This window comes from Lysobacter brunescens (genome assembly GCF_042677005.1).
In the GTDB taxonomy this organism is placed as follows: Bacteria; Pseudomonadota; Gammaproteobacteria; order Xanthomonadales; family Xanthomonadaceae; genus Lysobacter_I; species Lysobacter_I brunescens.
The window spans coordinates 2,656,503-2,676,854 of sequence record NZ_JBHTIF010000001.1 but is presented as its reverse complement, the minus strand read 5'-3'; the positions used below and the strand labels follow the sequence as shown (position 1 = coordinate 2,676,854).

Genomic DNA, 20,352 nt, shown 5'->3' with positions numbered 1-20,352 from the left:
GGTTCGACATCGACCGAGCAACGAACGACGGGGCCTGCGGGCCCCGTTTCGTTTGCGGCGCCGGATGGCATGCATGCGGCCTCGGGCACCGCGATAGACTGGCCCGAGCCCCCGCCCCGGAGATCGCATGCCACTCGTCACCGCGCGCGCTGCCCGCATCCTGTCGATCATCGTACTGCTGACGATCGCGCTCGCCTGCCCGTTGGCGGCGCTGGCGCAACTGCCCGGTCTGCTGCCCGTGAAGGACACGGGGACCGATTCGTCGCAGGCGCCGACCACGCAGCCTGCCGCGCCGGCCGCAGTGCCGGTCGGCGAGATCGCGTCGCGGATCTCCGACGACGAACGCTTCGTCGAGGAAGTGCGGCTGCGCACGGCGGGCGCCGACCCGGTGAAGCGCCTCGGCCCGGGGCTGGCGGCGATCGAGCGGTCGGTGGACGGCAAGATGCGCCTGTTCCGCAACGAAGAGCTGATGCAGTTGCCGGTGATGCGGCTGGAAAGCCTGGAGCGGCACTGGAAGTTCGATGCGCGCCAGTTCGCGCTGTGGCGCGAGGAGATGAAGCTGGCGACCACGGCGCCGACGAACGATGCCCAGGAGATCGCACGGCGGCGCGCGGACTGGATCGCGACGCGCGATGCGGCGACGGAGTCGAGGCTGCCGGCGCCCCTGCGCGCGCGGGTGGACGCGATCATCGTGCAGCTGGACGGTGCGGAGGTGGCGCTGTCCGGACCGCTGGTGAAGCAGATCGAACTGGCGCGGCGCGCGAACCGCCTGGAAGCGCGCATCGCGGCCGGACAGGCTTCGGTCGTGGCGGCGATCAAGCACATCGATCGGCGACTCATGCGCATCGATGCGAAGCCGATGTGGGCGATGAACGACGGGAGCGACGACGACCGGGCGCTGGAAGGCCTGCGCACCGGACTGCAGGTCGAGATGGATTTCATGCGCCAGTACGGCGCGGCCGATGCCGGCAACCAGCGCGCGCTGCACGTACTGCAGTTCCTGCTGCTGGCGGCGCTGCTGTGGCTGGCGCGGCGAGCGCGACGCGGCGACCTGGCCACGGCGACGCACCCGAGCTACGGGCGCGTGCTGCGCCGGCCGTTCTCGTCCTGGCTGCTGCTGGCGATGATGGCTGTGCCGCTGTTCGAACCGAACGCGCCGCTGCTGCTGCACCAGTTCGCGATGCTGGTGGCGCTGATTCCCGTCCTGCGGATGCTGCCGCCGGAAGCGCGTGGGGTCTTCGGCGCGTGGCCGATCGCGGCGACCCTCTTCTACCTGCTGCAGCGTCTGGAATTCCTGCTGCTGGCCAACGCGGCGCTGTATCGCGGCTACCTGTTCGGCCTGGCGCTGCTGGCGATGGCGCTGACCCTGTGGCTGCTGTGGCGCGCGCACCGGGCCCGCAGTGCCGCGCCGCCGACGCGCGCGCTGCGCCTGCTGCGGATCGGCGCGTGGATCGGCGTCGGCCTGCTCGCGCTCTCGGCGCTGTCGAACCTCTTCGGTAACGTGTCGCTGGCCGAAACGCTGCTGTCCGCGATCATCGACAGCGGCTACATCGCGCTGGCGCTGTATGCGAGCGTGAACGTGGCCTCGGCGCTGGCGCATGCGGTCCTGCACCTGGCGGCCGGCGCGGGCGTGCGCGTGGTCGGCGATTCGGCCGAGGCGATCGCGAGGATCGTGGCGCGGGCGCTGGGCATCGCGGCGCTGGTGGGCTGGGCGATCTTCACGATGCAGCAGTTCCGCGTCTGGCGGCCCGCCTACGCGCTGGCGCGCGACGTGCTCCAGCATGCCTTCACCTTCGGCGAGATCAGCATCAGCCTGGGCAACGTGCTGGTGTTCGCGATCGCGGTGGTGGTGGCGTTCCTGGCCGCACGCGCGGTGCGCTACCTGCTGCGCCACGAGGTGCTGCCGAAGATGTCGCTGCCGCGCGGCGTGGACAACAGCGTGGCCTCGCTGAGCTATTACGCGATGCTGATGCTGGGCCTGCTGCTGGCGCTGTCGGCGGCGGGCTTCAAGGTGGGCCAGCTGGCGTTCGTGTTCGGCGCGCTGGGCGTGGGCATCGGCCTGGGCCTGCAGGACGTGGTGAAGAATTTCGTGTCGGGCCTGATCCTGATGTTCGAACGGCCGATCCAGCCGGGCGACGTGGTCGATGTCAGCGGCACCAATGGCACCGTGCGGATGATCGGCATGCGGTCCACCACCATTACGACGTTCGAGGGCGCGGACGTGGTGGTGCCCAACGGCATGCTGCTGTCGGAAAAGCTGACCAACTGGACCCTGCTGGACCGGCGCCGCAGGCTGGAGGTGCCGGTGGGGGTGGCCTACGGCAGCGACGTGCCCGCCGTGATGGCGTTGCTGCGCCAGACGGTCGAGCAGACGCGCGGCGTGGCGATGTCGCCCGCGCCCGCCGTGCTGTTCAGCGGGCTGGGCGCGAGCGCGCTGGAGTTCTCGGTGCGCGCGTGGACGCACGAGTACGACGACTGGGTGCTGATCCGCAGCGATCTGGTGTCGCGGATCCATGCGGCGCTGGTCGGCGCGGGCATCGAGATCCCCTTCCCGCAGCAGGACCTGCACCTGCGCAGCGTGCCGGAGGGCTGGCCCATGGCGGAGGCGGCGGGCGAAGGCGAGGACCGGCCCGACGGAGACGGCCCGCCGGGCGCATCGCGCTGATCGCGCTTCACGCGCGATGCATGCGCCGCACGCCGCGCGACGGCGTCAGAACTCCGCGACCTGATCGAGCTTGAGTTCCGGACCGTTGGCGCCCTTGGCGAGCTTGTACTGCATCTGGCGCATGGTGCCGGTGGGCTCGCCCCTGTCGTCATGCAGCGGGAAACGACGCGCGAGCACCTTCTCGACGATCGCGAATTCGTCCTTGCCGCGATAACCGGCGCTGTTCTTGGCGTCGGCGGCGAGATCGGGCATCGAGACTTCGACCATGCGCCGGCCCTGGTCGGAAGCGACCACGATGACCGAAGCGCGATCGCCGGTGTCGGCCGATTGCATGAACACGTAGATCTCGGGCTCGCCGTCGGCGTCCAGATCAGTCATCTCCGCGCTCTTGAACAGGCCCGCGACGGTCTTCTTCAGCGGCTTGTTGGACAGGGTCAGCCCCTTGGACGTGATCGTGACGGTGCTGCTGGCAACACCGGACACGATGTCCACCTGGTACGACTGCCGCTTGTGGGTGAAGGTGTGGGTGTAGACGCCGGCCTGCTTGCCGTCCACCGGCTTGTTGCCGGCGGCCGTGGTCGCGCCATCGCTGCCGGGGGCACCCGGAGCCTCGGCGGCGTCGGACGACTGGGCGATATCGGCACCCGCGGCATCGGGCGATGCGCCCTGGGTGTCGTCGTCGGTCGAGCAGGCCGCGAGCGCGAGGACGATGGTGGCGGCGAGGAGAGCTTGGCGCATGGTCGGGCCCCGGTAAGTGGTTGGGTCAGGCGTCGCGACCCGCCCCCTGACGGTCGCGACGCCTGCAGTCTACCCAAGCCGCCTGCCGATCCCAAACCGGGGCGTTTCCCCACCCGCCCGACTCATGCGTGCTCGATCCGCGACGTTGCCGAAGCCGTGGGATGCGCGGACGGATACGGCGACAGCAGCGCGGCTTCCTGGCGCTGCAGCTCGGCACGCAGGTCCCCGGCGACGGTTTCGAGATGGGCGCGGCGCTTCGGATCGGTGATCGACGCGATCACGGTCGGGAACGCGGCGTCGTTCACCAGCAGGTTGGTGTTTTCGATGGGATCGCTGGCGAGGTCGTACAGCTCCCACTGGTCGGGCACGGGCCGTTCGCTCCAAGGGTCGCAGTAGCGCACCAGCTTCCACTGGCCGGAGCGCAGCGCGCGCACGTGCGCCGGCTGCGGCACCGCGCCGGACGACAGCGCAGGCACGTACGGGCGCGACTCGCCCTCGGCCGGCGGCGTGCGCAGCAGGTCGACGGTGGCGGCGTACACCGCGTACTGCTGCCAGGACTGGACGTTGTGCGGGTCGGCGTCGTGCGGCAGCGGCTCGGTGATCATGTCGTCGGTGACGAACAGCACGCCGCTGCGCGGCTGGCCGTCGGGACCGATGACCGGACCGCTGACGATGCGTTCCTCGCTGCGCAGCAGCGGTTTGAGGTTGGCGCCGGGCAAGGGGCCGGCGGCATGCGTCTTCGACAGTTCGTGGCGCACGCGCTCGATGTGGTCGTCGGTGGCGTGGGCGAGCTTGAGCAGGGTCGGCAGGATGTCGATGTGGCTGGTCTGCGCGGTCACGATGCGCGGCACGTCGCGCACGGTGTTGAAACGCGGCGCGCTGACCAGGAACGGCACGTGCACGGCTTCCTGGTAAGCCCCGTGCCACTTCTCGATCATCATCCCGTGCGCGGCGCCGTATTCGCCGTGGTCGGACGCGAAGACGACGATGGTGTCCTTGCGCAGCCCGCTCTGCTCCAGCGTCTCCAGCACGCGCAGGATGTGGCGGTCGACCATCGAGATCATGTAGGCGTAGTACTGCAGGAAGCCGACCGCAGCGCCGTCGGGATCCTTCTGCAGCTGGAAAGGAATGGCGATGCCCAGGGTCGCCTTGACCGCGTTCTGCAGCACGGTCTGCGGATCGCCGCCCATGCCCTGGCCGATGCTCAGGCCGGTCTTCGCCGCCAGGCCCAGCGCGACCTTGTACGAGGCGTCGAACTGCGCGCGCGGCTTGTTGTTGGCGAGCAGGTCCTCGTCCTGGGTCGGCGAGGCGGTGGCGCAGTCCTGCGGCAGGCCCGTCGGATTCATCGGCACCTGGAAGGTGCCCTCGGTCGGCTTCGTGCTGATCGTGCCCTGCGGCGGGATCGGCACGGAACCGCCCGGTCCGACAGGCGACGGCGGCTGGCGTACCGCGATCGCGGCGCCGTGCTCGGGCGGCCACTGCGGCTGCAGTCCGCGCGGCAGCGTGGGATAGGTGGCGATGTCGTGCGGGTTGGTGAACGAGACCACCGCGAAGAACGGCGGCGTCTGCGGCTTGTTCGTGTCCAGCGGCGCATCCACGCCCTGCTGCGACAGCGCGCGGTTGTACGGCACGCCGAGCGCGCGCCCGCGCAGGAAGCTGCAGGCCAGGTCAGCGAACTGATAGTCGCGGTAGGTGCCGAGGTTGTTGATCGAGGCGCCGTGCGGCTCGGGCCATGACAGCTCCCAGTCGCCGAAGCCGTATTCCTGCAGCGTGTGGTTCGGCGGCTCGCTGACGTGCCACTTGCCGAAATAGTGCGTGGTGTAGCCCAGCGCGCGGAACCAGTCGCCGGCGGTCGGCGTGCCGTCATGGCGCAGCCAGGGGAAGTTCGAAGCGTCGCCGTTCTTGAACAGACCATCGGTCTGGGTGACGCCGGTGCGCGGCCCGTACTGGCCGGTCATGATGCTGGCGCGACTGGGGATGCAGGCCGACTCGGCGATGGTGTGGTCGGCGAACACGGTTGCGTACTCGCGCAGCTTGCAGAAGCCCGGGAAATGCTTCGCATACGGATTGGTCGCCGGGTCGATGTCGCCGACGAAGTCCAGCACCTGCTTGATGCCCTGCGCGAACCCGGCATCGCCGTAGCCGCGCTGCGGGTAGTACAGCTGGTCGACGAGGATCATCAGGATGTTCGGCCGCGCCTCGCGGACCTGCTCGATGCCCGCGACGACATCCTCGGCGGTCCTGGTGCCGTCCGTGCCTTGCCCTTCTCCCGCGCCCTGCCCCATGCCCTGTGCCATGCCCGCCGCTCCGTGGTGGTCGAAACCGACGTTGTACCCGATCCGGAAGGGACGGGCGGATCAGTTCGGCATCATTCCACGCACGAGAATCGACGACGAACCGACGATGCCGGGGCCGTGCTTCGGCGGATCGCCGTGCCGGGACGACGGGTCCGGGGGTGCCGCGCCTCGGCGAAGCCTGCGATAATTCCCGGCCTTGGCCCCGTAGCTCAGCTGGATAGAGCGGTCCCCTCCTAAGGGACAGGTCGCACGTTCGAATCGTGTCGGGGCCGCCATCCTTCGTCTGTCCCTCGAACCGTTCCCCTCGAACCCTTCCCTTCGAACGACGCCGGCCCCTGTCGCGGCGCGCCGGCCAGCCCCAGGAGTTTGCGATGACCCACCCCGTTCTGGCCGCCCTCGGCCTCGGCGCCACCGAATCCGGTACCTACCTCGGCAGCGGCGAATGGTCCACCACGTCCGACGCGGGCGTGCTGGAGCCGATCAATCCGACCACGGGCGAGGTGCTGGGACGCGTGCATGCCTCGTCGCAGGCCGACTACGACGTGATCGTCGAGCGCGCCCAGGCCGCGTTCAAGATCTGGCGCACCACCCCGGCGCCGCGTCGCGGCGAAGCCATCCGCCTCTGCGCCGACGCGCTGCGCACCCACAAGGACGCACTCGGTTCGCTGGTCGCCCTCGAAATGGGCAAGTCCAAGCCGGAAGGCGACGGCGAAGTGCAGGAAATGATCGACATCGGCGAGTTCGCGGTCGGCCTGTCGCGCCAGCTCTACGGCCTGACCATGCACAGCGAGCGCCCCGGCCACCGCATGTACGAGCAGTGGCACCCGATCGGCATCGTCGGCGTGATCTCCGCCTTCAACTTCCCGGTCGCGGTCTGGGCCTGGAACAGCTTCATCGCCGCCATCTGCGGCGACATCACGATCTGGAAGCCGTCGCCGAAGACCCCGCTCTCGGCCATCGCCTCGATGAAGATCTGCAATGAAGCACTGGCGAAGGCCGGCTTCCCGGACATCTTCTTCCTTTTCAACGACGCCGGCAGCGACCTCGCCCAGCAGTTCGTCGACGACAAGCGCGTGCCGCTGATCAGCTTCACCGGTTCGACCAAGGTCGGCCGCATGGTCGGCGAGCGCGTCGCGCGCCGCATGGGCCGTTCGCTGCTGGAACTGGGCGGCAACAACGCGATCATCGTCGACCCGACCGCCGACCTGAAGCTGGCGATCCCGGCGATCGCGTTCGGCGCGGTCGGTACCGCCGGCCAGCGCTGCACCACCACGCGCCGCCTGATCGTGCACGAAAGCATCTACGAGGACGTGCTGGCCAAGCTGATCGCGGCCTACAAGCAGGTCGAGACCAAGATCGGCGACCCGACCGACCCGAAGAACCTGATGGGCCCGCTCAACAGCAAGGACGGCGTGGACGCCTTCCTCGACGCGATCGCCAAGGCGAAGGCCAGCGGCGGCACGATCGAGACCGGCGGCACCGCGATCGACGGCCCGGGCAACTTCGTGCGCCCGGCCATCGTCACCGGCCTGACCAACGACGCCGAGATCGTCCAGCACGAGACCTTCGCGCCGATCCTGTACGTGATGAAGTACAAGACCCTGGACGAAGCCATCGACATGCAGAACGCCGTGCCGCAGGGCCTGTCGTCCTCGATCTTCACCACCAACCTCAAGTCGGCGGAAGCCTTCCTCGCCGCATCCGGCAGCGACTGCGGCATCGCCAACGTCAACATCGGCACCAGCGGCGCCGAGATCGGCGGCGCGTTCGGCGGCGAGAAGGAAACCGGCGGCGGCCGCGAGTCGGGCTCCGACGCGTGGAAGGCCTACATGCGCCGCCAGACCAACACGATCAACTACTCCGACGCGCTGCCGCTGGCCCAGGGCATCAAGTTCGACCTCTGATCGGCCGTTGCATCCCCGGGCAGGCCACCGGCCTGCCCGGGCGCCGTGTCCTCACCCCCCGGGAGACTTCGCGCCATGAACGAACGCAAGACCAGCACCCTCGCCATCATCAGCCTGGTCGCGGGCATCTGCGGCTGGACCGTGCTGCCCCTCCTCGGCACCATCGCTGCGATCATCACCGGCCACATGGCGCGCGGCGAGATCCGTCGCTCCGGCGGCACGCTGGACGGCGACGGCATGGCGATGATCGGGCTGGTGCTCGGCTGGCTGCAGGTCGTGATCACCGTGCTGGGCCTGCTCTTCATCTTCCTGTTCCTGGGCGGACTGGCCTGGTTCGCCAGCGTCGCATCCTGACGCGGGCACGCCGGCCACCATGTACGGACTCGCACGCCCCTTCCTGTTCCACCTCGACGCCGAGCGCGCGCACAACCTCGGCCTGTCGATGCTCGAAAAGGCCTATCGCACCGGCCTGAATCCGCTGCTGGCGCGTTCGCGCCCGGCGTTCCCGGTGAAGGTGCTGGGCCTGACCTTCCCCAACCCGGTCGGCCTGGCCGCCGGGCTGGACAAGAACGGCGCGCATGTCGATGCCCTGTTCGCGCTGGGCTTCGGCTTCGTCGAGGTCGGCACGGTCACGCCTAAGCCGCAGGCCGGCAACCCGAAGCCGCGCATGTTCCGCCTGCCGGAGCACAACGCGATCATCAACCGCCTGGGCTTCAACAACGACGGCGTGGACGCGCTGGTGCGCAATGTCGAGAAGGCGCGGCGCAAGGGCGACGGCATCCTCGGCATCAACATCGGCAAGAACAAGGACACCCCGAACGAGGACGCGGCGTCGGACTACATCCACTGCCTGGAGAAGGTGTATCCGCTCGCGGACTACATCACGATCAACATCTCCTCGCCGAACACCGCCGGCCTGCGCGAGCTGCAGGAGGAACAGGCGCTGCGCCGCCTGCTCGGCGAGCTGCAGGAAACCCGCGAACGCCTGTGGACCCGCCATGGTCGCCGCGTGCCGATGCTGGTGAAGGTGGCGCCGGACCTCGCCGACGAGGACATCGACGTCACCGCGCGCGTGCTGGCCGAGATGCAGGTCGACGGCGTGATCGCGACCAACACCACCGTGTCGCGCATCGCAGTCCACCAGCATCCGCTGTCGAAGGAAGTCGGCGGTCTGTCGGGCGAACCGCTGATGGCCAAATCCACCGCCGTGCTGCGCATGCTGCGCACCCGGCTGCCGGAACAGATCCCCCTGGTCGGCGTGGGCGGCGTGCTCACCGGCGCCGACGCGGTGCAGAAGATGGCCGCCGGGGCCAGCCTGGTGCAGTGCTACACCGGCCTGGTCTATCGCGGCCCGCAGCTGATCGGCGAATGCGTCGACGCCATCCGGCGCCGCAAGGAAGCCCCCAGTCGCGGACACCTGCCGCCCAACATGCCGCGCACATGAGCGTTCGCGAGACCGTATCGGCCCCGTTGCGCAATACCTTCGGCGTCGATGCGCGCGCCGGGCGATTGATCGAAATCGATGATGCGAACGACCTGCCGGCGCTGTTCGCCGGCGCGCTGGCCGGCGCGTCGCCGCTGGTCGTCGGCGGCGGCAGCAACCTGCTGATCGTCGAGAACCCCGCGCTGGCGCTGGCGCTGACCTCGCGCGACATCCGGATCGTTCGTGGACACATCGTTCGTGAACAGGGCGATGGCGCCATCGTCCGCGCCGATGCCGGCGTCGAATGGCATGCCTTCGTGCTGTGGACGCTCGAACACGGCTTCGCCGGGCTGGAGAACCTGTCGCTGATCCCGGGCACGGTCGGCGCCGCGCCCATCCAGAACATCGGCGCCTATGGCGTGGAAGTCGGCGAACGCATCCATGCGGTCGAGGTCTTCGAGCGCGCCACCGGCGCCTTCCACCGCTTCGATACCGCCGCCTGCGCGTTCGCCTACCGCGACAGCGTGTTCAAGCACGACCTCGACCGCTACCTGATCGTCGCCGTCGAATTCGCGCTGCCTCACGCAGCCTCGCTGCCGTCGTCGGCGCTGAAACTCGACTACGCAGGCATCCGCGAGGAACTGACCGCGATGGGCATCGATGCGCCGGATGCGCGCACGGTCGCCGAGGCGGTGATCCGCCTGCGCCGCCGCAAGCTGCCCGACCCGGCCGTGGTCGGCAATGCCGGCAGCTTCTTCAAGAATCCGATCGTGCCGCTGGCGCAGGCCGAGGCGCTGCTCGCGGACCATCCGCGACTGCCCGTCTTTCGCGGTGCCGGCGACGACAGTCGCAAGCTCTCCGCCGCATGGCTGATCGATGCCTGCGACTGGAAAGGCCGGCGCAGCGACACCGGCTCCGGCGATGCCGGCGTGTCGGAGCAGCACGCATTGGTCCTGGTCAACCACGGCCGGGCCAGCGGTGCCGAACTGCTCGACCTGGCCCGGCGCATCGCCGAAGACGTGCAGTCGCGCTTCGGCGTGGCGATCGAACCCGAACCGCGCCTGATCGGCGCCCATTGGTAGCCCTCCCGCCCGCATGTCGACCGTCATCGTCCGCCACCCTGCCGCCAGCCTCGCCACCGCCTGCGAACTGACGTTCATGGCACGCGCGCGGATCGAAGTGGACATCCTGCAGCCCCAGCACGCCGCCTACCGCGCCGCGCTGACCGAGGCCGGGGCCGAGGTCATCGCGCTGGATGCGATGGAGTCACTGCCCGACAGCGTCTTCGTCGAGGACGCCGCCGTCGTGCTGGACGAGATCGCGATCCTCACCCGCCCGGGCACGCCTTCGCGCGAACCGGAACCGGACGCCGTCGTCGCAGCGCTGGCGATGCATCGTCGCGACATCGCACGGATCGTCGCGCCGGGCACGCTGGAGGGCGGCGACGTGCTGCGCGTGGGTCGCACGCTGTACGTCGGCCTGACCACGCGCACCAACCGCACGGGCATCGAACAGCTCGCCGCGCTGGTGCAGCCGCATGGCTACACCGTGGTCGCAGTCGACACGCCCGGCAGCCTGCACTTGAAGACCGCCTGCACCGCGCTGGACGACAAGACCCTGCTGGCCAACCCGGCCTGGGTCGACCTGGCGCCGTTCGCGGGCTTCCGCATCCTCGCCGTCGACCCGGACGAACCCTTCGCCGCGAACGTGCTGCCGGTCGGCGACACGCGGATCGTCAACGCCGCGTTCCCGCGCACGCGCGACCTGGTCGAAACGCACTGCGCGATGGCCGGGCTGCCCACGATCGCGGTCGACATCGGCGAGTTCGGCAAGGCCGAGGCCGGGCTGACCTGCATGAGCCTGGTGTTCAGGAGCGGCAACCGCTCCGGATGAGCACGGACCGCACCCCGCACCTGCGCGCCGCGCTGCTGATGTTCTGCAGCACGGTGTTCTTCGGGCTGATGGTCATCGCGATCCGCCTCGCATCGGAAACGCTTCACACCTTCGAGATCGCGTTCTTCCGCAATTTCTTCGGTCTGATCGCGGCACTGCCCCTGCTGCTGCGCCACGGCCCCGACCTGCTGAAGACCACGCAGCTGCCACGCTACGGCGTGCGCTGCCTGATCGGCGTGGTCTCGATGATGGCCGGCTTCTGGGCGATCGGGCACCTGCCGCTGGCGCAGGCGGTGGCGCTGTCGTACTCCACGCCGATCTTCGTGACCATCGCCGCCGTGCTGTTCCTGCACGAACAGGTGCGCGCGCGGCGCTGGATCGCGGTCGGCCTGGGCTTCGTCGGCGTGCTGATCATCGTCCGACCGGGCAGCGCGAGCTTCAGCGCCGGCACGCTGGTGGCATTGGTCGCGGCGGTGCTCAGCGGCGTGGTCTCGATCCAGATCAAGCAGCTGTCGCAGGTCGACCCGGCCGACCGCATCGTCTTCCTGACCACGCTGATCTGGGTGCCGATGTCGCTGCTGCCGGCGCTGACGGTGTGGGAATGGCCGCAGGGCATCACCTGGCTGTGGGTGATCGCCGCCGGCGCCATGGGCACGGCCGGCCACATGCTGTGGACCCGCGCGCTCAAGCTGGGCGACGTCTCGGCGCTGACCCCGATCAGCTTCACCCAGCTGCCGATCGTGGCGATTGCCGGCTGGCTGCTGTTCCAGGAGCCGGTGGACCGCTGGACCGCCATCGGCGCGCTGGTCATCTTCAGCGCGAACGCCTACATCGCGCACCGCGAAGCCCGGCTCGCGCGCCAGGCTGCGACCCACGCACCCACTCAGGCCGCCAAGCCGGGCGAATGAGTGGTGCCGGCCACACCCTCGCTGCACGCATGGCTGTACGCCGCCGTCGCGCAGCTGGTGTAATGGATCCGGGCTGGCGCGGAACGCCCGCCCGCCATGCAATCTCCCCCAGGACAGTCCACGCCCCATGAAGATCCGCTTCGTCCATGTCGGTCTCGTCATCGCCGCCACGCTGATGATCGCGATCTGGCTGTCGGCCAAGATGCGCGAAGCGCATGTCGCGAAGGTACTGGCCGAGCCGGTCCCGGTGAATGCCACCGCCGCCGGCACGCCTGGCGCCGCCAACCAGCGCAGCCACCAGGCCTTCCAGACGATGGCGCGCAAGTTCCTGCGCGACGCGCCGAACATGAGCCCGGAAATCCGCCTCGAGCGCGCCCGTGCGCTGGCCCGCGAGGTCGAGGCGCGCGAGCGTGCGGGCGAACTGACCGGCGAGGAAGCGGTGCTGATCCGCATCGGCCTGATCCAGGCCGCCGTGGTCGACGACACCGAACGCGTCCGCCAGGCCCAGGCCGTGGTCGACCACTACCGGGAGCAGTCGGCGCAGCGACAGGCCGCCACTGCCGCACGGCAACGGCAGGACGCCCGCCAGCGCGAGTACAAGGCGCGCGAAGCGGAGATCGTGGCCGAAGTGCTGGCCATGTCCAGCTACCCCGGCGGCCTGAGCCGCGACGATTACCTGCGGCTTCGCCTGAGCGAGGCGCATCGGGCCATCTACGGAACAACTCGCCCGCCTGCTGTGCCCTGATCTGGCGGCAACGCTGCGCCCCCACCTTCGGCACATGCCCGGGCGCGGCTTTCGGCTAGGCTCGGCGGTCACCTGCCCTTCCTGGACCTGGACCCGCCGATGAAACACGTTCCGACCACCCTGGGGCTCGCCCTGGCCCTTGCTCTCAGCCTCACCGCGCCAGCGGCCCTGGCCGCCGACGGCAAGCCGCAGCTCGGCAGCTTCGGCGTCGACCTCGCCAACCGCGACACCTCGGTGAAGCCGGGCGACGACTTCGATCGCTACGCCAACGGCGCCTGGTTCGACGGCTACACCCTGAAGGACTACGAGACCCGCTACGGCTCCTTCAACGCCCTCGCCGACCGTGCCGAGGAGCAGACCCGCGCGATCGTCGAGGAACTGCTGGCGCGCAAGGACCTGAAGCCGGGCAGCAACGAGCAGAAGGTGCGCGACTACTACGCCAGCTACATGGACAAGGCCGCGCGCGACGCCGCAGGGATCAAGCCGCTGCTGCCCACTCTTCAGCGCATCGAGCGCATCGACTCGATGGCCAAGCTCACCGCCGCGTTCGGCAACGCCGCCATGGACGGCACGTCCAGCCCGATCGGCGCCGGCATCACCCTCGACCGCAAGGATCCCGATCGCTACCTCGTCTCGATCGGCGTCGGCGGCCTGGGCCTGCCCGACAAGGACTTCTACCTCAACCAGGAGCCGCGCTTCGTCCAGATCCGCGCCGCCTACCTCGACCACGTGCAGAAGATGCTCGGCTTCGCCGGCGTGAAGGACGCCAAGGCGCGGGCCGAAGCGATCATCGCGCTGGAAACCGAACTCGCGAAGCAGATGTGGGATCGCGCCCAGTTGCGCGACCGCGACAAGACCTACAACCTGCGCACCTTCGCGCAGCTGGGCCAGGAGTTCGCCGGCTACGACTGGGCCGCGCACTTCGCCGCGCAGGGCCTCGTGCGTCCGCCGGCCGAGGTCAACATCGGCACGCCCAGCGCGGTCACGCCGATCATCGGCATCATCGGCAAGACCCCGCTGAACGTCTGGCGCGACTACCTGACCTTTCACGCCGTGCGCAACCACGCGCCGGTGCTGAGCACCGAGATCGACGAGGCCGCCTTCGCCTTCACCGGCATGGTGCTGCAGGGCCAGAAAGCGCAGCGCGAACCGTGGAAGCGCGGCATCGCGCAGCTCAACGGCATCGGCGACGCCGTCGGCCAGATCTACGTCGCCCGCCACTTCAAGCCCGAAGCCAAGGCGGCGATGGACACGCTGGTGGAGAACCTGCGCAAGGCGCTGCGCATCAACATCCAGAACCTCGACTGGATGGGCGAAGCGACCAAGGCCGAGGCCTACCGCAAGCTGGAAACCTTCAACCCGAAGATCGGCTACACCAAGAAGTGGCGCGACTATTCCAGCGTCACCATCGTGCCGAACGACCTGATGGCGAACGTGCTGTCCGTGCGCCGCTACGCGATCAACGACCAGCTGCGCCGCCTCGGCACCAAGCCGGACCGCGACGAATGGTTCATGACGCCGCAGACCGTCAACGCGTACTACAACGCCTCGTTCAACGAGATCGTGTTCCCGGCCGGCATCCTGCAGCCGCCGTTCTTCGACCTCAACGCCGATCCGGCGGTGAACTACGGCGCCATCGGCGGCGTGATCGGCCACGAGATGGGTCACGGCTTCGACGACCAGGGCTCGAAGTCGGACTACGCGGGCATCCAGCGCAACTGGTGGACCGACGAGGATCGCGCGCGCTTCGAGGCCCGCACCAAGGCGCTGGTCGCGCAGTACAACACCTACTGCCCGCTGCCGAACCAGTGCGTCAACGGCCAGCTCGCCCTAGGCGAAAACATCGGCGACCTCGGCGGCCTGTCGATGGCCTACACCGCTTATCGCCTCAGCCTCAATGGCAAGGAGGCACCGGTGATCGACGGCCTGACCGGCGACCAGCGCTTCTTCCTCGCCTGGGCGCAGGTGTGGAAATCGAAGTACCGCGACGAGGCGATGCTCAACCAGCTCAAGGTCGGCCCGCATTCGCCGCCGCGCTTCCGCGTCAACGGTCCCCTGCGCAATCTCGACGAGTGGTATCGCGCCTTCGACGTGAAGCCGGGCGACAAGCTCTACCTGCCGCCGGAACAGCGCGTGCGTATCTGGTAAGACGACGGATTCCGTCCGCTGCATGCAGAACGGCCGCCCCTCGGGGCGGCCGTTTTCGTTGCGGGTGTCCATGGGGGGTGTTCATGGCGGGTGCCATGGCCTGCCATTTCGGGCCATGCCAGCCTGCTGCCCGGCCGTCGCACTGGGCGCCTCAGCTCCCCAGCAGGCTGTTCGCCACCATCGCCGCGTGCTGTGCCTTCATGGTTTCGTTCAACTGCTGGTGCGCCAGCGCCTTGTTGTTCCACAGCGCATGCCAGGTCTCGCGGAGGTGGGCGTCATCGCGCTGCAGGGCGAAGCTGGCAAGGGCGCTGTCGTAGTAGGTCAGCGCACCCCGCGCATTGCCCTGCATCAGGCAGTCGTTGCCGTGGAGCAGACGCTCGCGCAGGAAGTCCAGCGCATCGCACCCGCCATTGTGTTCCGGCTGCCCCATTCCCCTACCCCCACGCATTACAAGACGCACATCACAACGAAAATGAGAACACGATCAGGACATCCTACCTGATCGGGATCGTCAGGCCGATCCTCAGGCCGGACAAGAAGCAAAAAGAAAGGGCCCGGCGAACCGGGCCCTTCGGGGTGTTGCGGGTCCTTCCTCTTCGTCGCTTACGGCGTGACGGTGAGATTCAGGGGCATCGCCAGACTCGGCAGGACCGGGTCGTTGGTCGTGATGCAGACGTTGCCGGCATAGCTGCCCGGGGCAAGGCCCGTACCGTAGACCACGGTCATCGCCTGAACACTCGTGCCACGCGCCAGGGTGCCCGATGCCGCGTAGGTGCCGCTGATCCACGGGGCGCCGCAGGGCACGTTGCCGATGATGCGCATCGTCAGGCCGGGCAGCGACGGATTCGCAACCCAATTGCCGGTGCCGTTGGTGGCGACCGTGATCGAAGCGAAGCCGGCATTGCCGCTGGCCGTGTTCGAACCATACCAGGCGAAGCGGTTGACGAAGGTGCCGCGGGTGCTGATCAGCAGCCAGTAGCGACCCGGCGGCAGGTTCACGTTCTGGCCTGCGGCCGCCAGGTTCAGCTGGATGTCGCTGCTGCCCACCGTGGTGACGCCCGGACCGGTCGGCGTGGTGGTGTAGGTCCACACCGCCGCAGCCGGGTTGGTCTGCGGATTACCCGCTGGCACACCGGACGCATCCGGATAGATGCTGAAGGTGAGGTTGGTGGCCGCCGAGGTCAGGACGGTGCCGCTGACGACGAAGCCCTGCGAGTACAGCGTCGTGATCTGCGTGTTCTGGGTGATCACGAAGTCATCGGCAGCGAACTGCGCTTGGCTGCCGGCGGTGGCCGGGTCGGTGTAGGTCGTGCTGCGGAAGCCGCTGGCGATGCCCTGGCTGGTGGCATCGATCAGGCGCTGCGAGCCCGTGCCGCTGTTGGCGAAGGCATACGTCAGGTTGGAACCGCCCGTGTTGCTCACCGGGAAGTACACCGAACCCACCGCATTCGTCGCCAGGGAGAGCGACAGGCTGGTCGGCAGGGTCGCGACCGGCGGCTGCACGGCCACACCCACCGGCATGCGCAGCACCGGCGCGGTACCGATGGCCGGGGTCAGCACCACGTTGCCGAAGGCGGTCGAGCCGTTGGCCGGGAGGGTGGCGCCGTAGATCGTGAACTTCACGCGCAGCGTGCCGTTGGCGGGCACGGTGATGATCGGCGAGACCGCGCCGCTGACGCCCTGCAGCTGCACGCGCCAGCTCGTGGACACCGCGTTCGGGTTGCGGAACGTGCGGTAGAACACGCAGGTCGGGAAGCAGCTGCGGTTGTACAGGTTCGGCTGGTTGAGCGTGGTCGGGTCGCCGCCGGTGGCCGGATTGGCCGCCTGGTAGTTGGCCAGCGTCTCATCCAGCACGAGGCCGGCGTTGATCGCGCGATCCACCTGCACGCGACCGCTGCCGCGCGCGAACGGATTGGCGAGGGTCACCTGGTCTTCCAGATAGACCGTCTGGTTCGCGGTCATCGCCAGCGCCGACTTGATCTCCGGCGGCGTCCAGGTCGGACGGGCCTGACGGACCAGTGCGGCGGCACCGGCCTGGTGCGGCGAGGCCATCGAGGTACCGCTGAGCAGGCCGACGAGGTTTTCGGAACCCGTGAGCGCCGTACCGGAGGTCACCGCAAGCACGTCGACACCCGGCGCCGTGATGTCCGGCTTCATGATGTTGAAGGTGCCGGCCGGGCCACGCGAGCTGAATGCCGCCAGCGCATCGGGCGTGTTCGGCAGCGGGATCGCCGGGAACGTGATCTGCGCGGTCGTCGTGGTCGGATTGGCCTGGCCGAAGTTGCGCAGGGCATCGCCCTCGGCCTGGGTCACGCTGAACACCGGGACGGTGGTGGCCGGCACCGACGGCAGGATCACGCCAGCGGCGTTGTTGGCGATGATCACCGCAACCGCACCGGCGGCCGAGGCGTTGTTGACCTTGATCGCGAACGAGCAGGTGCCGCGGCGGATCACCGCGATGCCGCCGGCGAAGGTGTTGGCCGGATAGGCGGCGCAACCGTCGCTGGCGGTGTTGATGCCGGCACTGATGAACAGCGGCGTGGTGCCCGGGATGGTCGCCGAGAAATCGACGCCACCGGAGCCCTGGTTGACGATGATCGGCGCCAGGTTGGCCGGCACCGGGGCCGGACCGGTCACCGACATGGCGATGCCGAAGCCGGCGCGACCATGCTGGGCGGCGGCGGTCGAGCTGACCCACGGCTCGTGGTGACCCATGGTGTTCGGACCCGGGCCGCTGTTGCCGGCCGAGGCCGCGACGAAGATGCCTGCGTCGACGGCGCCGAGGAAGGCCAGCGACGTGGCTTCGGTCCACGGCGAGGAGCCGCCGCTGATCGAATAGTTCAGGACATCGACGATGCCGTCGGCGACGGCCTGGTTGACTGCGGCGGTAGTCGAGGTGTTGCCGCAGAGGCCGCGACCGCTGGAGATCTGCGTGTAGCAGACGTCGTAGGCGATGATGTTGGCGTGCGGGGCGACACCGGAGATGCGCACCGTGTTGCCGGAGAACACCGCGTCGCGCGTGTTGCCGGCGACCGTCGAAGCGACGTGGCTGCCGTGCGAGTTGGTGTCGCCGAAGCCGGGCTCCTCGCGGCTGTCCGCGTTGGTGCAGGCGTTTTCAGGAGCGCCGCAGATGAAGTCGTAGCCGCCGATCAGCTTGTCGTTGCAGCGGCCTTCGTCGGCGCCGCCCGGGGCGCAGGTGCCGAGGTAATTGCCGCTGCCGAGCGGATTGGTGTGGGAATAACCGTCGACCGGGCCGACCGCCGAGAACGACGGGCTGCCGAAGTTGATGCCGGAGTCGATGATGCCGACCACCACGCCTTCGCCCCTGTACGGGCCGGGCGCGCCGGGATTGGTGCCGTTCCACACCGCAGGCGCGCCGATGAGCGCGGGACCGCTGTCGGTGTCGAGTTCGTATTCGCGATAGGGCTCGACCAGGCGAACGTCCGACATCAGGCGCATCGAGCGCGCTTCGGCTTCGCTCAGTTCCACCACCATGCCGTTCAGCGCGTGCTGCATGGTCAGGCGCGGCGTGACGTCGCGGCCGACCATCATCGACATGCGCGTTTCCATCTGCGCCTGGCGGTTTTCGAGGTAATCGACGTAGCGTTCGGAGTTCGTGCCTTCGACGTCGAGGCGCAGCGCGCCCTGCTCATCGCGGACGCGCTCAGGCTGCGGCAGCCCGGGCAGCGTGCCCTTGTAGCTGGCCAGCGCGGGCTCGCGGAACACCACGACGTAGGTGCCGCGCTGCTCCTCCATGACGTTGCCGGCGGAGGCGGATGCCTTGCCGCCGCTGCCCTGGTTGATGGCGCCGACGGTCTCGCCCTGGCCCTTGATCGCCGTCGCGGCGGAACCGCCCGCGTCGTCGGTCGTGAACTGTGCGCCGTTCGGATAGAGATACGCTGCGGTCGCGACCGCGATGAGTGAGAGTGCGCCTGCGGCTGCGCCCCACTTCTTCATACGTGACATGTTCGATGTTCCCCGGATTGAGTGGCGTATGTGGCACGCCCGGGGATACCACACACCGGGCGGGTCCATGAAGCCGGAGCCGCCGCGGATGCGACGACGCCCCCTGTTTCACGCCCGCAACGCGGACGCTTGGCCGATTCTATACGGCGTCAAGGAAAGAATTGTGTATTTCCACGACCCACGCACATTTTTTTCTGCAGCAGGGCCGGATGCTGCGCCGCACAAATAACGATGCGTCATGGATGCGGCAAATATCCGCAACAGGAAGTGCCGGATCGCAGACAGGCAGGCGTCCACGCGAGGTCGGGCGCAACCACGACCGACCTGCTTGCGCATCGCGGACCTTGTCGAATGGTCAGGCGAGACGTCGGCCGTAATTGCGTTCGACGTAATCGTCGATGATGCCGAGGAACTCGCGGGCGATGTATTCGCCGCGCAGGGTCATCGCTTTTTCGCCGTCGATGAAGACCGGCGCGGCCGGCGCCTCGCCGGTCCCGGGGAGGGAGATGCCGATGTTGGCGTGCCGCGATTCGCCCGGGCCGTTGACCACGCAGCCCATGACCGCGAGTGTCAGGTTCTCCGCGCCTGGATGGGTGATCTTCCACTCGGGCATCTTCGCGCGCACATGTTCCTGCACCGACTGCGCGAGTTCCTGGAAGAAGGTGCTGGTGGTGCGCCCGCAGCCCGGGCAGGCGGTGACCATCGGCGTGAACGCGCGCAGGCCCATGGTCTGAAGGAGTTCCTGGGCGACGATGACTTCCTGCGTGCGCGACGCGCCGGGCTCGGGCGTGAGCGAGATGCGGATGGTGTCGCCGATGCCTTCCTGCAGCAGCACGCCGAGCGCGGCGGCCGAAGCGACGATGCCCTTGCTGCCGATGCCCGCTTCGGTGAGACCGAGATGCAGGGCGAAGTCGGAACGACGCGCGAGATCGCGATACACCGCGACCAGTTCCTGCACGCCGCTGACCTTCGCGCTCAGCACGATGCGCTCGCGCGCCAGACCCAGCTCGACCGCACGCTCTGCGGAATCGATCGCCGACAGGATCAGCGCCTCGCGCAGCACGCGCCCGGCATCCCAAGGTTCGACGCGCTGCGCGTTCTCGTCCATCAGCCGTGCGGCCAAGGCCTGGTCGAGCGAGCCCCAGTTGGCACCGATGCGCACCGGCTTGCCATGGCGGCAGGCGAATTCGATCAGCTGCGCGAACTGGGTGTCCTTCTTCTTGCCGAAGCCGACGTTGCCGGGGTTGATGCGGTATTTCGCCAGCGCCTCGGCACAGGCCGGTTCGTCGGCAAGCAGCTGGTGCCCGTTGTAGTGGAAATCGCCGATGATCGGCACCGAGATCCCCATCATCGCCAGCTTGTCGACGATGCGCGGCACCGCCGCCGCCGATTCGGAGTTGTTCACCGTCACCCGGACCAGCTCCGAGCCCGCGCGCCACAGTTCGGCGATCTGCTTCGTGGTCGCGGCAACGTCGGCGGTGTCGGTGTTGGTCATCGACTGCACCACCACGGGAGCCTGGCCGCCGAGGGCGACCTTGCCGACCAGGACCTGGCGGGTGGAACGACGCGGCACGGGGCCGAAGGCGGGGGCCGCGGCGTCGCGGCAGGGCGGGATCTGTTCGGACATGCGCGCATTCTAGCGGCCGTCGCCCGTCTCCCGCAGGA

Annotated in this window: 14 protein-coding genes and 1 tRNA gene; 10 read left to right on the top strand and 5 right to left on the bottom strand. The window is 68.8% G+C overall.

The features are described from left to right. The first annotated feature begins 127 nt into the window (after positions 1–127). Positions 128–2,665, top strand: a complete 2,538-nt coding sequence (locus ACFQ0E_RS11900) for a mechanosensitive ion channel family protein (RefSeq protein WP_386823912.1) — start codon at positions 128–130, stop codon at positions 2,663–2,665. A 45-nt stretch (positions 2,666–2,710) separates the two neighbouring features. On the opposite strand, the gene ACFQ0E_RS11895 is transcribed toward ACFQ0E_RS11900, so the two are convergent. Beyond that, on the bottom strand, positions 2,711–3,403 hold the full coding sequence (locus ACFQ0E_RS11895) for a hypothetical protein (RefSeq protein ID WP_386823910.1): 693 nt from the start codon (positions 3,401–3,403) through the stop codon (positions 2,711–2,713). Between the two features lie 122 nt (positions 3,404–3,525). Then, positions 3,526–5,700 carry a sulfatase-like hydrolase/transferase gene (locus ACFQ0E_RS11890; protein ID WP_386823909.1) on the bottom strand — a complete coding sequence of 725 codons (2,175 nt, stop codon included), beginning with the start codon at positions 5,698–5,700 and terminating at the stop codon, positions 3,526–3,528. A gap of 198 nt (positions 5,701–5,898) precedes the next feature. Between ACFQ0E_RS11890 and ACFQ0E_RS11885 the strand changes: the two genes are divergently transcribed. The 9 genes from ACFQ0E_RS11885 to ACFQ0E_RS11845 all read left to right on the top strand — a co-directional run bounded on the left by ACFQ0E_RS11885 (position 5,899) and on the right by ACFQ0E_RS11845 (position 14,721). Beyond that, positions 5,899–5,975 (top strand) — tRNA-Arg (locus tag ACFQ0E_RS11885). A 96-nt stretch (positions 5,976–6,071) separates the two neighbouring features. After that, entirely contained in the window at positions 6,072–7,604 is a 1,533-nt protein-coding gene (gene amaB / locus ACFQ0E_RS11880; protein ID WP_386823907.1) for an L-piperidine-6-carboxylate dehydrogenase, read from the top strand. A 75-nt stretch (positions 7,605–7,679) separates the two neighbouring features. Next, a complete protein-coding gene (locus ACFQ0E_RS11875; RefSeq protein WP_386823905.1) occupies positions 7,680–7,958 on the top strand; it encodes a DUF4190 domain-containing protein in 279 nt (92 codons plus the stop codon). Between the two features lie 19 nt (positions 7,959–7,977). Continuing rightward, positions 7,978–9,048 (top strand): quinone-dependent dihydroorotate dehydrogenase, encoded by a 1,071-nt coding sequence (locus ACFQ0E_RS11870; RefSeq protein ID WP_386823903.1) that lies wholly within the window; start codon positions 7,978–7,980, stop codon positions 9,046–9,048. Then, positions 9,045–10,109 carry a UDP-N-acetylmuramate dehydrogenase gene (murB, locus tag ACFQ0E_RS11865; RefSeq protein WP_386823901.1) on the top strand — a complete coding sequence of 355 codons (1,065 nt, stop codon included), beginning with the start codon at positions 9,045–9,047 and terminating at the stop codon, positions 10,107–10,109. The genes ACFQ0E_RS11870 and murB overlap by 4 nt, the downstream gene beginning before the upstream one ends. 13 nt (positions 10,110–10,122) lie before the next feature. Further along, complete coding sequence (locus ACFQ0E_RS11860; RefSeq protein WP_386823899.1) at positions 10,123–10,920, top strand: dimethylarginine dimethylaminohydrolase family protein; 798 nt, start codon at positions 10,123–10,125, stop codon at positions 10,918–10,920. After that, entirely contained in the window at positions 10,917–11,828 is a 912-nt protein-coding gene (locus tag ACFQ0E_RS11855; RefSeq protein ID WP_386823897.1) for a DMT family transporter, read from the top strand. The genes ACFQ0E_RS11860 and ACFQ0E_RS11855 overlap by 4 nt, the downstream gene beginning before the upstream one ends. A 127-nt stretch (positions 11,829–11,955) precedes the next feature. Beyond that, entirely contained in the window at positions 11,956–12,573 is a 618-nt protein-coding gene (locus ACFQ0E_RS11850; protein WP_386823895.1) for a hypothetical protein, read from the top strand. Between the two features lie 99 nt (positions 12,574–12,672). Continuing rightward, entirely contained in the window at positions 12,673–14,721 is a 2,049-nt protein-coding gene (locus tag ACFQ0E_RS11845) for a M13 family metallopeptidase (protein ID WP_386823893.1), read from the top strand. A 151-nt stretch (positions 14,722–14,872) separates the two neighbouring features. Here ACFQ0E_RS11845 and ACFQ0E_RS11840 read toward each other — a convergent pair whose 3' ends face one another. The 3 genes from ACFQ0E_RS11840 to ispG all read right to left on the bottom strand — a co-directional run bounded on the left by ACFQ0E_RS11840 (position 14,873) and on the right by ispG (position 20,314). After that, on the bottom strand, positions 14,873–15,151 hold the full coding sequence (locus ACFQ0E_RS11840; RefSeq protein WP_386823891.1) for a hypothetical protein: 279 nt from the start codon (positions 15,149–15,151) through the stop codon (positions 14,873–14,875). Positions 15,152–15,324: 173 nt separating this feature from the next. After that, positions 15,325–18,687, bottom strand: a complete 3,363-nt coding sequence (locus tag ACFQ0E_RS11835; RefSeq protein ID WP_386823890.1) for a S8 family serine peptidase — start codon at positions 18,685–18,687, stop codon at positions 15,325–15,327. A 355-nt stretch (positions 18,688–19,042) separates the two neighbouring features. Then, positions 19,043–20,314 carry a flavodoxin-dependent (E)-4-hydroxy-3-methylbut-2-enyl-diphosphate synthase gene (gene ispG, locus ACFQ0E_RS11830; RefSeq protein ID WP_386823889.1) on the bottom strand — a complete coding sequence of 424 codons (1,272 nt, stop codon included), beginning with the start codon at positions 20,312–20,314 and terminating at the stop codon, positions 19,043–19,045. Between the last annotated feature and the right edge of the window lie 38 nt (positions 20,315–20,352).